Origin of the sequence: Pseudomonas sp. lyk4-R2A-10, from assembly GCF_030209075.1 — a bacterium.
Lineage (GTDB): Bacteria > Pseudomonadota > Gammaproteobacteria > Pseudomonadales > Pseudomonadaceae > Aquipseudomonas > Aquipseudomonas glycinae.
The window spans coordinates 118,338-131,962 of the sequence record NZ_JARVSR010000008.1; the positions used below are offsets into that span (position 1 = coordinate 118,338).

The 13,625-nt window shown below is 59.8% G+C and carries 9 protein-coding genes; 7 read left to right on the plus strand and 2 right to left on the minus strand.

All coding sequences use genetic code 11. The features are described from left to right. The first annotated feature begins 350 nt into the window (after nt 1-350). The 7 genes from gyrA to rpsA all read left to right on the plus strand — a co-directional run bounded on the left by gyrA (nt 351) and on the right by rpsA (nt 11,110). The gene (gene gyrA / locus QRN46_RS12070; protein ID WP_011335373.1) at nt 351-3,014 is read left to right on the plus strand and encodes a DNA gyrase subunit A; all 2,664 of its coding nucleotides are present in this window, start codon (nt 351-353) and stop codon (nt 3,012-3,014) included. 64 nt (nt 3,015-3,078) lie between these two features. Further along, nucleotides 3,079-4,164: a 3-phosphoserine/phosphohydroxythreonine transaminase gene (serC, locus tag QRN46_RS12075; RefSeq protein ID WP_041475390.1), complete on the plus strand. Its 1,086-nt coding sequence runs from the start codon at nt 3,079-3,081 to the stop codon at nt 4,162-4,164. After that, entirely contained in the window at nt 4,164-5,258 is a 1,095-nt protein-coding gene (gene pheA / locus QRN46_RS12080; protein WP_007950913.1) for a prephenate dehydratase, read from the plus strand. Before serC ends, pheA begins: the two co-directional genes overlap by 1 nt. A 12-nt stretch (nt 5,259-5,270) precedes the next feature. Then, a complete protein-coding gene (hisC, locus tag QRN46_RS12085; RefSeq protein ID WP_007950914.1) occupies nt 5,271-6,383 on the plus strand; it encodes a histidinol-phosphate transaminase in 1,113 nt (370 codons plus the stop codon). Between the two features lie 28 nt (nt 6,384-6,411). After that, nucleotides 6,412-8,619 carry a bifunctional prephenate dehydrogenase/3-phosphoshikimate 1-carboxyvinyltransferase gene (locus QRN46_RS12090; protein WP_011335370.1) on the plus strand — a complete coding sequence of 736 codons (2,208 nt, stop codon included), beginning with the start codon at nt 6,412-6,414 and terminating at the stop codon, nt 8,617-8,619. After that, nucleotides 8,616-9,305, plus strand: coding sequence for a (d)CMP kinase (gene cmk, locus QRN46_RS12095; RefSeq protein WP_011335369.1), 690 nt, complete (start codon nt 8,616-8,618; stop codon nt 9,303-9,305). Before QRN46_RS12090 ends, cmk begins: the two co-directional genes overlap by 4 nt. A gap of 119 nt (nt 9,306-9,424) precedes the next feature. Beyond that, complete coding sequence (gene rpsA / locus QRN46_RS12100) at nt 9,425-11,110, plus strand: 30S ribosomal protein S1 (protein ID WP_011335368.1); 1,686 nt, start codon at nt 9,425-9,427, stop codon at nt 11,108-11,110. Nucleotides 11,111-11,228: 118 nt separating this feature from the next. Here the strand turns inward: rpsA and QRN46_RS12105 are convergent, their stop codons facing one another. Both QRN46_RS12105 and QRN46_RS12110 read right to left on the minus strand, forming a co-directional pair. Then, complete coding sequence (locus QRN46_RS12105) at nt 11,229-12,239, minus strand: NAD-dependent epimerase (protein ID WP_011335367.1); 1,011 nt, start codon at nt 12,237-12,239, stop codon at nt 11,229-11,231. A gap of 11 nt (nt 12,240-12,250) precedes the next feature. Beyond that, nucleotides 12,251-13,600 (minus strand): UDP-glucose dehydrogenase family protein, encoded by a 1,350-nt coding sequence (locus QRN46_RS12110; protein ID WP_011335366.1) that lies wholly within the window; start codon nt 13,598-13,600, stop codon nt 12,251-12,253. Between the last annotated feature and the right edge of the window lie 25 nt (nt 13,601-13,625).

The following is a 13,625-nucleotide window of genomic DNA, read 5'->3' on the forward strand; positions in this document are numbered from 1 at the left end:
GTGAGAGTAAGCCTGCTCGCGAAGAGGCCTTGAAAGTCAATAAACATCCGCAATTTCGTCCCGAAATTTGCATTCAGGGAAGCTCTGAGCCTCTCTCGTCCCCGTTAAGCCTGTCATCGGTCATCTAACTATGCTCCATGCGCATCTGGGGGATAGGTGCGTGGCGGCTCTTGTGATAACATCCGGCGTTTTCCGAGGCAGTCCCACGGGGTTGTCTTCACTGCGCAAATCCAGGGTCAACTTGTCGATTTGTCGTAAGTCGGCGCATGGCACTCGGCCTGCATCGACGAGCTTCGTGCGTCCCCTATGGATATGGCGAAGTTTCACCAGAAAAAGGAATCAGGCTTCTCATGGGCGAACTGGCCAAAGAAATCCTCCCGGTCAATATCGAAGACGAGCTGAAACAGTCCTATCTCGACTACGCGATGAGCGTGATCGTCGGCCGTGCACTGCCGGATGCGCGCGATGGCTTGAAGCCCGTGCACCGTCGCGTGCTGTTCGCGATGAGCGAGCTGGGCAACGACTTCAACAAGCCGTACAAGAAATCTGCCCGTGTCGTCGGTGACGTGATCGGTAAGTATCACCCGCACGGTGATACCGCGGTGTACGACACCATCGTCCGCATGGCGCAGCCTTTCTCCCTGCGTTACCTGCTGGTCGACGGCCAGGGCAACTTCGGTTCGGTGGACGGCGACAATGCCGCGGCCATGCGATACACCGAAGTGCGCATGACCAAGCTGGCGCACGAGCTGCTGGCCGACCTGCACAAGGAAACCGTGGACTGGGTGCCGAACTACGACGGCACCGAACTGATCCCGGCGGTCATGCCGACCCGCGTACCGAACCTGCTGGTCAACGGTTCCAGCGGTATCGCCGTGGGCATGGCGACCAACATTCCGCCGCACAACCTTGGTGAAGTCATCGACGGTTGCCTGGCCCTCATCGACAACCCCGAGCTGACCGTCGATGAGCTGATGCAATACATTCCCGGTCCGGACTTCCCGACTGCCGCGATCATCAACGGTCGCGCTGGCATCATCGAAGCCTACCGCACCGGCCGTGGCCGCATTTACATGCGCGCCCGCTCGATCATCGAAGACATCGACAAGGTCGGTGGCCGTCAGCAGATCGTCATCACCGAACTCCCTTACCAGCTGAACAAGGCGCGTCTGATCGAGAAGATCGCCGAGCTGGTAAAAGAGAAGAAACTCGAAGGCATCACCGAACTGCGCGACGAGTCCGACAAGGACGGTATGCGCGTCGTGATCGAACTGCGTCGCGGCGAAGTGCCTGAGGTGATCCTCAACAACCTCTACGCCCAGACCCAGCTGCAATCGGTATTCGGCATCAACATCGTTGCGCTGATCGACGGCCGTCCGCGGATCCTGAACCTCAAGGACCTGCTGGAAGCCTTCGTCCGTCACCGTCGCGAAGTGGTTACCCGCCGTACCGTGTTCGAACTGCGCAAGGCGCGCGAGCGTGGTCACATCCTCGAAGGTCAGGCCGTTGCCCTGTCGAACATCGACCCGGTCATCGCTCTGATCAAGGCTTCGCCGACGCCGTCGGAAGCCAAGGAAGCGCTGGTCAGCACGCCGTGGGAATCCACTGCCGTGGTCGCGATGGTGGAGCGTGCCGGTGCCGATTCTTGCCGTCCAGAAAACCTCGATCCGCAATACGGTCTGCGCGACGGCAAGTACTTCCTGTCGCCAGAGCAGGCGCAAGCCATTCTGGAACTGCGTCTGCACCGCCTGACCGGTCTGGAACACGAAAAGCTGCTGGCCGAGTATCAAGAGATCCTCAATCAGATCGGCGAGCTGATCCGCATCCTCAACAGCGCCGTGCGCCTGATGGAAGTGATCCGCGAAGAGCTGGAAGTGATCCGCGCCGAATACGGCGACGTGCGCCGCACCGAAATTCTCGATGCCCGTCTCGACCTGACCCTGGGCGACATGATCCCGGAAGAAGAGCGCGTCGTGACCATTTCCCACGGCGGTTATGCCAAGACCCAGCCGCTGGCTGCGTACCAGGCCCAGCGTCGTGGCGGTAAAGGCAAATCGGCTACCGGCGTGAAGGATGAGGACTACATCGCTCACCTGCTGGTCGCCAACAGCCATACCACGCTGCTGCTGTTCTCCAGCAAGGGCAAGGTGTACTGGCTGAAAACCTACGAAATTCCGGAGGCGTCCCGCGCCGCCCGTGGTCGTCCGCTGGTCAACCTGCTGCCGCTGGATGACGGTGAATACATCACCACCATGCTGCCGGTCGAGGAATACACCGAAGGTCACTACATCTTCATGGCCACCGCCAACGGCACCGTGAAGAAGACCCCGCTGGAATCCTTCAGCCGTCAGCGCAGCGTCGGTCTGATCGCGCTGGAGCTGGACGAAGGCGACGTGTTGATCTCCGCGGCCATCACCGATGGCGAGCGTGAGGTAATGCTGTTCTCCGACGGCGGCAAAGTGACCCGCTTCAAGGAATCCGACGTGCGTGCCATGGGCCGTACCGCCCGCGGTGTGCGCGGCATGCGTCTGCCGGAAGGGCAGAAGTTGATTTCGATGCTGATCCCGGAAGAAGGCAGCCAGATCCTCACCGCTTCCGAGCGTGGTTATGGCAAGCGTACCGCGATCACTGAGTTCCCTGAGTACAAGCGTGGCGGCCAGGGCGTGATCGCCATGGTCAGCAACGAGCGTAACGGCCGTCTGGTCGGTGCGGTCCAGGTGCTCGACGGCGAGGAGATCATGCTGATTTCCGACCAGGGCACGCTGGTGCGTACCCGTGTCGACGAAGTCTCCAGTCTGGGTCGTAATACCCAGGGCGTGACCCTGATCAAACTGGCCAAGGATGAAACCCTGGTTGGTCTGGAGCGGGTTCAGGAGCCGTCGGAAGTCGAGGGTGAAGAGCTTGAAGGTGAAGAAGGTGTCGAACTGGAAGATGGCGTGATCGGCGCCGAGCCGGACGATGCGGTCGACAACCTGCAGGCGGACGCCGCAGACGAAGAAGAGTCGCAAGACTAACCAAATCGTAGCAGGGCAGAGTGTTTGCTCTGTCCGCTACCGTGATTGCATAGCGAGAGTGGATGTGAGCAAACGAGCCTTTAACTTCTGCGCAGGTCCCGCTGCGCTGCCTGAAGCTGTCCTGTTGCGTGCCCAGTCCGAGATGCTCGACTGGCACGGCAAGGGTCTGTCGGTCATGGAAATGAGCCATCGCAGTGATGACTACGTGGCCATCGCCGAGAAGGCCGAACAAGACCTGCGCGACCTGCTGTCCATCCCCTCCAATTACAAAGTGCTGTTCCTGCAGGGCGGTGCGAGCCAACAGTTCGCCGAGATTCCGCTGAACCTGCTGCCTGAGAACGGCACTGCCGACTATGTCGAAACCGGCATCTGGTCGAAGAAAGCCATCGAGGAAGCGCGTCGCTTCGGCAACATCAACGTTGCTGCCAGCGCCAAGCCTTATGACTACCTGGCCATCCCTGGCCAGAACGAGTGGAAGCTGACCCCGGGTGCGGCCTATCTGCACTACGCATCCAACGAAACCATCGGCGGCCTGCAGTTCGACTGGGTTCCCGAGGCCGGTGACGTTCCGCTGGTGGTCGACATGTCCTCCGATATCCTCTCGCGTCCGATCGATGTGTCGCAGTACGGCCTGATCTACGCCGGCGCGCAAAAGAACATCGGCCCGAGCGGTCTGGTGGTAGTGATCGTCCGTGAAGACCTGCTGGGCCGCGCCCGCAGTTCGTGCCCGACCATGCTCGACTACAAGATCTCGGCCGATAACGGTTCGATGTACAACACCCCGGCCACCTATTCCTGGTACCTCTCGGGTCTCGTCTTCGAATGGCTCAAGGAGCAGGGCGGCGTCGCCGCGATGGAGCAGCGCAACAAGGCGAAGAAAGATCGCCTGTACGCCTTCATCGACAACAGCGACTTCTATACCAACCCGATCAGCGTCAACGCCCGTTCGTGGATGAACGTGCCGTTCCGCCTGGCTGACGAGCGTCTGGACAAGGCGTTCCTGGCCGGCGCCGACGCCCGTGGCCTGCTCAACCTCAAGGGTCATCGTTCGGTCGGCGGCATGCGTGCCTCGATCTACAACGCCCTGGGTCTGGACGCCGTCGAAGCGCTGGTCGGCTACATGGCTGAATTCGAGAAGGAGCATTCCTGATGTCCGAGCAGGAGCTCAAGGCGCTGCGCGTTCGCATCGATAACCTGGATGAGAAGATCCTCCAGCTGATCAGCGATCGCGCGCGCTGCGCCGAAGAAGTTGCCCGGGTCAAGATGGCCAGTCTGGCCGAAGGCGAGCAGCCCGTGTTCTATCGTCCCGAGCGTGAGGCGCAGGTCCTTAAGCGCGTGATGGAGCGCAACAAGGGACCACTGGGCAACGAAGAGATGGCGCGCTTGTTCCGCGAAATCATGTCTTCGTGCCTGGCCCTCGAGAACCCGCTGAAAGTGGCTTATCTCGGTCCGGAAGGCACCTTCACCCAGGCGGCGGCCATGAAGCACTTCGGTCACGCGGTGATCAGCAAGCCGATGGCGGCGATCGACGAAGTGTTCCGTGAAGTGGCGGCCGGTGCGGTGAACTTTGGCGTGGTGCCGGTGGAGAACTCCACCGAAGGCGCGGTCAACCACACCCTCGACAGCTTCCTCGAGCACGACATGGTGATCTGCGGCGAAGTCGAGCTGCGCATTCACCACCACCTGCTGGTCGGTGAAAACACCAAGACCGACAGCATCAGCCGTATCTATTCCCACGCCCAGTCGCTGGCCCAGTGCCGCAAATGGCTGGACGCCCATTATCCGAATGTCGAGCGCGTGGCGGTTTCCAGCAACGCCGAGGCGGCCAAGCGGGTCAAGGGCGAATGGAACTCGGCGGCGATCGCCGGTGACATGGCGGCCGGGCTCTATGGCCTGACCCGTCTGGCCGAGAAGATCGAGGATCGCCCGGACAACTCCACGCGCTTCCTGATGATCGGTAATCAGGAAGTGCCGCCGACCGGCGATGACAAGACTTCGATCATCGTGTCCATGAGCAACAAGCCCGGCGCTCTCCACGAGCTGCTGGTGCCGTTCCATGACAACGGGATCGACCTGACCCGGATCGAAACCCGTCCGTCGCGCAGCGGCAAATGGACCTACGTGTTTTTCATCGACTTCGTGGGCCATCACCGTGATCCGCTGATCAAGGGTGTACTGGAAAAGATCAGTCAGGAAGCAGTAGCACTCAAGGTGCTGGGTTCCTACCCGAAAGCAGTTCTTTAAGGGGTGGTAGCAATGAGTGGCAACTTCCTCGCTCTGGCACAGCCGGGCGTGCAGCAACTTTCGCCATACGTGCCGGGCAAGCCTGTGGACGAACTGGCCCGCGAACTGGACCTGGATCCGGCAAGCATCGTCAAGCTGGCGAGCAACGAAAACCCGTTGGGCGCCAGCCCGAAAGCGCTGGCCGCGATCCGCGAGGCGCTGGATGAGCTGACCCGTTATCCGGACGGCAACGGCTTTGCCCTGAAATCCCTGCTGGCCGAGCAGTGCCGTGTCGAGCTGAACCAAGTGACTTTGGGCAACGGTTCCAACGACATTCTTGAACTGGTGGCGCGCGCCTATCTGGCGCCGGGCCTGAATGCGGTGTTCAGCGAGCACGCGTTCGCGGTTTACCCGATCGCGACCCAGGCGGTCGGTGCGCAGGCCAAAGTCGTTCCGGCCAAGGATTGGGGGCATGACCTGCCGGCGATGCTGGCGGCCATCGATGCGAACACCCGTGTCGTGTTCATCGCCAACCCGAACAACCCGACCGGCACCTGGTTCGGCGCCGAAGCGCTGGACGAGTTTCTGCAGGACGTGCCGGAGCATGTGCTGGTAGTGCTGGACGAGGCCTACATCGAATACGCCGAAGGCAGCGATCTGCCGGACGGTCTGGATTTCCTCGCGGCTTATCCGAACCTGCTGGTCTCGCGCACGTTCTCCAAGGCCTACGGTCTGGCGGCGCTGCGCGTCGGTTACGGCTTGTCCACCCCGGTGGTGGCGGACGTGCTGAACCGTGTACGCCAGCCGTTCAACGTCAACAGCCTGGCCTTGGCCGCGGCGTGTGCGGCGTTGAAAGACGAGGAATATCTGGCGCAGAGCCGCCAGCTCAACGAATCCGGCATGCAACAGCTGGAGGCGGGTTTTCGCGAGCTGGGTCTGAGCTGGATTCCGTCCAAGGGCAACTTTATCTGCGTCGACCTTGGTCAGGTGGCGGCTCCGGTGTTCCAGGGCCTGCTGCGTGAAGGCGTGATTGTGCGTCCGGTGGCCAACTACGGCATGCCGAACCATCTGCGGGTGACCATCGGTCTGCCGGCGGAAAACAGCCGCTTCCTCGAAGCGCTGCGCAAGGTTCTGGCTCGTGGGTGATGTCACTGCGCTGCAATCTGCTGCACCTATGATCGGGCGCCTGGTGGTGGTTGGTCTGGGGTTGATCGGTGGTTCGTTTGCCAAAGGCTTGCGTGAAAGCGGCGTCTGTCGCGAAGTGGTCGGGGTCGATCTCGACCCGCAATCGCGCAAGCTGGCGGTCGAGTTGGGCGTGGTGGATCGTTGCGAAGACGACCTGGTGGCGGCTTGCCGGGGCGCGGACGTGATCCAGTTGGCGGTGCCGATCCTGGCCATGGAAAAAGTGCTGGCCCGTCTGGCCGGCATGGATCTGGGGCAGGCGATCCTGACGGATGTCGGCAGCGCCAAGGGCAATGTGGTGCGTGCGGCGACCGAAGCGTTCGGCGGCATGCCGGCGCGTTTCGTGCCGGGCCATCCGATTGCCGGCTCCGAGCAGAGCGGGGTGGAAGCTTCCAACTCAGAGCTGTTCCGTCGTCATAAAGTGATTCTGACCCCGTTGGAGCAGACCGATCCGGCCGCCCTGGCCGTGGTCGATCGCTTGTGGCGTGAGCTGGGCGCCGACGTCGAGCACATGCAGGTCGAACGTCACGATGAAGTGCTGGCCGCGACCAGTCATCTGCCGCACCTGCTGGCCTTCGGTCTGGTCGATTCACTGGCCAAGCGCAATGAAAACCTTGAGATCTTCCGTTACGCTGCGGGCGGTTTCCGTGATTTCACAAGAATCGCCGGAAGCGACCCGGTCATGTGGCATGACATCTTTCTCGCCAACCGCGAGGCTGTCCTGCGCACACTCGATACATTTCGCAGCGACCTCGACGCCTTGCGCGACGCGGTCGATGCAGGGGATGGGCACCAATTGTTGGGCGTCTTCACGCGCGCCCGGGTTGCCCGCGAGCATTTCAGTAAAATCCTGGCCCGCAGGGCCTATGTGGACGCTATGAATTCCAACGATCTGATTTTCCTGGCTCAACCTGGTGGCCGCCTGTCCGGTCGGATTCGCGTACCGGGTGACAAATCGATTTCCCACCGTTCGATCATGCTCGGTTCCCTGGCTGAAGGCGTCACCGAAGTCGAAGGCTTCCTCGAGGGCGAAGACGCCCTGGCGACCTTGCAGGCGTTCCGCGACATGGGCGTGGTCATCGAAGGCCCGCATCACGGCCGCGTGACCATCCACGGTGTCGGCCTGCATGGCCTGAAGCCTGCGCCGGGCCCGATCTATCTGGGCAACTCCGGCACTTCGATGCGCCTGCTGTCCGGCCTGCTGGCCGCGCAGGATTTCGACAGCACCCTGACCGGTGACGCTTCGTTGTCCAAGCGCCCGATGAATCGCGTCGCCAACCCGCTGCGGGAAATGGGCGCCGTGATCGAAACCGCTGCCGAGGGTCGTCCACCGATGACCATTCGTGGCGGTCACAAGCTTAAAGGCCTGACCTACACCATGCCGATGGCCAGTGCTCAGGTTAAATCCTGCCTGCTGCTGGCGGGTCTGTACGCCGAAGGCAAGACCACCGTGACCGAGCCGGCACCGACCCGTGATCACACCGAGCGTATGCTGCGCGGCTTTGGCTATCCGGTGAGCGTCAACGGTGCCACGGCATCGGTTGAGTCTGGTGGCAAGCTGACCGCGACCCACATCGAAGTGCCTGGCGACATCTCGTCGTCGGCGTTCTTCCTGGTGGCCGCATCGATCGCTGAAGGCTCGGAGCTGGTGCTCGAGCACGTCGGCATCAACCCGACCCGCACCGGCGTGATCGACATCCTGCGTCTGATGGGCGCCGACATCACTCTGGAAAACCAGCGTGAAGTGGGTGGCGAGCCGGTTGCCGACCTGCGTGTGCGAGCAGCTAAACTCAAGGGTATCGAGATTCCGGAAGCGCTGGTTCCACTGGCCATCGACGAATTCCCGGTGCTGTTCGTGGCCGCGGCCTGTGCTGAAGGGCGCACCGTGCTGACCGGCGCCGAAGAGCTGCGGGTCAAGGAGTCTGACCGTATCCAGGTCATGGCGGACGGTCTGCTGGCGCTGGGCGTCAAGTGCGAACCGACCCCGGACGGCATCATCATCGACGGCGGCCAGATCGGCGGCGGCGAAGTGCATGGTCATGGCGATCACCGTATCGCGATGGCTTTCAGCGTGGCCTCGCTGCGCGCCACGGCACCGATCCGCATCCATGACTGCGCCAACGTCGCGACATCGTTCCCGAACTTCCTGGCGCTCTGCGCGCAGGTCGGCATTCGTGTGGCGCAAGAGGCTCAGTCGTGAACAACATTGCACCGGTCATCACCATCGACGGGCCAAGCGGCTCGGGCAAAGGCACCGTAGCCGGGATTCTGGCCAAGCGTCTTGGCTGGAACCTGCTGGACTCCGGTGCGTTGTATCGCCTGCTGGCGTTCGCGGCGCACAACCATGGTGTCGACCTGACCAATGAAGAGTTGCTGAAGAAACTGGCCGCTCATCTGGATGTGCAGTTCATCGCGGCGACCGACGGTCAGTTGCAACGCATCATTCTGGAAGGTGACGAAGTCAGCGATGTCATCCGCACTGAAAGCGTCGGTTCCGGCGCTTCTCAGGTGGCGGCATTGCCGGCTGTACGCGAAGCGCTGTTGCAGCGCCAGCGTGCTTTTCAGGAAGCCCCTGGCCTGGTGGCCGATGGTCGCGACATGGGTACGGTAGTATTTCCGAATGCCCCCCTGAAGATTTTCCTGACCGCCAGTGCCGAGGAGAGGGCGCGCCGTCGATATTTGCAGTTGAAGGGCAAAGTCGAGGGTGTTAGTCTGTCGAGTCTGCTAGATGAGATCCGTGCGCGCGACGAGCGTGATACCCAGCGAGCGGTGGCCCCGCTCAAGCCGGCGGCTGACGCCATACAGCTGGATTCCACGGAGTTGTCCATCGATCAGGTGCTTGAACGCATCATGAGCGAGATCGCCATTCGCGATATCGCCGGGTGACCAAGAAGGCCGCAGGGGACCAGTCATAGTCCTGTGGCGCTTCTTTTAAATGAAACTAACCCACATTGTCTGGGATGTGGAGATGGGCGTATTTTTCGCCCTAATCAACAGGAATTAAAATGAGCGAAAGCTTTGCGGAACTCTTTGAAGAAAGCCTAAAGACCCTGAACCTTCAGGCAGGCTCCATCATCACCGGTGTTATCGTTGATATCGATTACCAGGCTCGCTGGGTAACCGTTCACGCTGGCCTGAAGTCCGAAGCACTGATCCCTCTGGAGCAGTTCTACAACGACGCTGGCGAACTGAACATCAACGTCGGTGACGAAGTTCACGTTGCTCTGGACTCGGTTGAAGACGGTTTCGGTGAAACCAAGCTGTCCCGTGAAAAAGCCAAGCGCGCTGAATGCTGGATCGTTCTGGAAGCAGCCTTCGCAGCTGAGGAAGTGGTCAAGGGCGTTATCAACGGTAAGGTTAAAGGCGGCTTCACTGTCGACGTTAACGGCATCCGTGCGTTCCTGCCAGGTTCCCTGGTTGACGTCCGTCCAGTGCGCGACACCACGCACCTGGAAGGCAAAGAGCTGGAATTCAAGGTCATCAAACTGGACCAGAAGCGCAACAACGTTGTCGTTTCCCGTCGCAGCGTCCTGGAAGCCGAGAACTCCGCCGAGCGTGAAGCTCTGCTGGAATCCCTGCAGGAAGGCCAGCAAGTCAAAGGTATCGTCAAAAACCTCACCGATTACGGCGCATTCGTCGATCTGGGTGGCGTGGACGGCCTGCTGCACATCACCGACATGGCCTGGAAGCGCATCAAGCATCCTTCCGAGATCGTCAACGTTGGTGACGAAATCGACGTCAAGGTTCTGAAATACGATCGCGAACGCAACCGTGTTTCCCTGGGCCTGAAGCAACTGGGCGAAGATCCATGGGTTGCTATCAAAGCCCGTTACCCAGAAGGCACTCGCGTTACCGCTCGTGTAACCAACCTGACCGACTACGGCTGCTTCGCTGAGCTGGAAGAAGGCGTTGAAGGTCTGGTACACGTTTCGGAAATGGACTGGACCAACAAGAACATCCACCCTTCGAAAGTCGTACAAGTCGGCGACGAAGTGGAAGTCATGGTTCTGGACATCGACGAAGAGCGTCGTCGTATCTCCCTGGGCATCAAGCAGTGCAAGTCGAACCCATGGGAAGACTTCTCTGGCCAGTTCAACAAGGGCGACAAGATCTCCGGTACCATCAAGTCGATCACCGATTTCGGTATCTTCATTGGTCTGGACGGCGGCATCGACGGTCTGGTTCACCTGTCCGACATCTCCTGGAACGAAGTGGGCGAAGAAGCCGTACGTCGTTTCAAGAAGGGCGACGAGCTGGACACCGTTATCCTGTCGGTTGACCCGGAGCGCGAGCGTATCTCCCTGGGTATCAAGCAACTGGAAAGCGATCCGTTCTCCGAGTACGTCTCGGTTAACGACAAAGGCGCAATCGTTAAGGGCACTGTGAAAGAAGTTGACGCCAAAGGCGCCATCATCGTTCTGGCCGACGATATCGAAGCGACTCTGAAAGCCTCCGAAATCAGCCGTGACCGCGTTGAAGACGCGCGCAACGCTCTGAAAGAAGGCCAGGAAGTAGAAGCCAAGATCATCAGCGTTGATCGTAAGAGCCGTCAGATCAGCCTCTCCATCAAGTCGAAAGACGACGCTGAAGAGAAAGAAGCCATCCAGAGCCTGAAAGCAGCTCCGGAAGGTGAAGCAGCTGACACCACCATGGCGGCACTGCTGCGTCAAGCAATGGCCAAACAGAACTGAGTTCTGTCTGATCATTAAAAAGGGCGACTTCGGTCGCCCTTTTTTGTGCCTGGAATTCGACAAAAAAAACGCCGGATCACAATATCCGGCGTCTTTTGATGGCTGAACGATAAGAGCATCAGCTGATGTTGTAGAAGTCCTTGTACCAGTTCACAAAGCGCTGTATCCCGCTTTCAATCGGCGTGTCGGGTGCATACCCGGTATCGATCTTCAACTGCTCGACATCGGCATAGGTGTGTTCGACATCGCCCGGCTGCAACGGCAGAAGCTCTTTATGAGTGGTTTTGCCGAGCGCTTGTTCGATGTGCTTGATGTAGTCCAGCAATTCGACCGGTTGACTGTTGCCAATGTTGTAAAGCCTCCAGGGCGCCGCACTGGAGGCCGGATCCGGCTTGAGTCCTGACCATTGAGCGTTCGGTGCAGCCACATGGTCCAGGACCCGTATGACGCCGTCGACGATGTCGTCGATGTACGTGAAGTCTCGGCGATGCTTTCCGTAATTGAAAACCTTCAGCGGTTTGCCTTCAAGGATTGCCCGCACGAACAGGAACGGCGACATGTCCGGCCGGCCCCAAGGGCCGTAGACCGTGAAAAAGCGCAATCCGGTAGTCGGCAACCGATAGAGATGACTGTACGAGTGCGCCATCAGTTCGTTGGCTTTCTTCGTGGCGGCATACAGCGAGACGGGATGGTCAACGTTGTCTTGCACGGCGAAGGGCATGCTCTCGTTAGCGCCATACACTGAACTGGACGAGGCATATACCAAGTGTTTGACGTGAGTTTGTCGACAGCCCTCGAGAACGTTCAAGAAGCCTGTAAGGTTGCTGTCTGCATACGCGTGAGGATTCTCCAGCGAGTACCGCACGCCGGCTTGCGCCGCGAGATGGACAACTTTTTCAAAGCCTTCTGTCTCGAACAGTTCCGCCATCGCAGTCCGGTCGCCGATATCCATGCGGATAAACCGGAAGCCCTCCTGCGGCGTCAATTGCGCGAGGCGAGCATCCTTGAGAGCCACTTCGTAATAGTCGTTCAGATTATCGATGCCAACGACTTCATCGCCGCGGGCAAGCAGCGCCTGGCTGACATGAAAGCCGATGAAACCGGCTGCGCCAGTCACGAGTATCTTCATGGGACAGCTCCTTAAGGTTGCAGAACGGGCATGAGCGAGTCAGCACGACCGATTGCGTAGTACATGAACCCTGCCTCCTTGGCCGCGGCAGGGTCAAACAGGTTACGCCCGTCGACCAGTACCGGGTAATTAAGGCAGGTTTTCAGCTTCTTGAAGTCGACAGTGCGAAATTGTTTCCATTCTGTGCAAATTACCAGGGCATCGGCGCCTTCCAGTGCCATTTCACGATTGGCTGTCAGTTGCAGATCGTCGCGTGCTCCGTAAATGCGCGTGGCCTCGCTCATGGCGGCCGGGTCGAATGCCTGGACTTTTCCACCTGCCGCCCAGATTGCTTCGATCAGATTGCGACTGGGCGCTGCGCGCATGTCGTCAGTGTTGGGTTTGAAAGACAAGCCCCAGACAGCGATGGTCTTGTTCTTCAGGTCGTGATCGAAGGCGAGGGACAGCTTCTCGAACATCACGTTCTTCTGGCGGTTGTTGACGGCCTCGACGGCGTTCAACAGTTGCGCCTCATAGCCGATTTCCTGAGCCGTGCGGGCGAGCGCCTGAACGTCTTTCGGGAAGCATGAGCCGCCGTATCCACAACCGGGGTAAATGAACTGGAAACCGATACGTGGATCGGAGCCGATACCCAGCCGGACCTGTTCGATATCGGCCCCCAGCCGCTCTGCCATCTGTGCGATTTCGTTCATGAAGCTGATCTTGGTCGCCAGCATCGCATTGGCCGCATACTTCGTCAGTTCGGCGGCGCGCACATCCATGAAAATCAATTTGTCGTGGTTGCGGCTATAAGGTGCGTAGCACTCGCGCATGATTGCTTTGACCGTTTCGGATTCGGTCCCGACGATAATACGGGCACCTTTGGCAAAGTCCTCGATGGCCGAGCCTTCCTTGAGAAACTCGGGATTGGAACAGACATCGAAGTCGAGCCCGGCGTCTCTGGCCTGCAGGATCGCGTCGACGGTCCGGCTGACTTTGTCGGCAGTGCCTACCGGAACCGTCGACTTGTTCACGATCACTTTGTGCTCGGTCATGTACTCGCCGATGGTGCGAGCGACGGCCAGCACATGCTGCAGGTCGGCAGAACCATCCTCGTTGGGCGGGGTGCCCACCGCGATCATTTGCAATTGGCCAAAGTCCACGGCTTGCCTGGCGTCGGTTGTGAAGTGCAGGCGGCCCTCGCGTTGGTTCTGTGCCACCAGTGCGTCCAGTCCCGGTTCGTAGATCGGGATGATGCCTTGCTTCAAGCTCTCGATTTTCGCGTTATCGACATCGACACACATCACGTCATGTCCAACATCTGCAAGGCAAGCGCCCGTGACGAGTCCGACATACCCGGTGCCGAAAACTGTAACTCGCATAATTTACATCCTGATAAATTCGGGG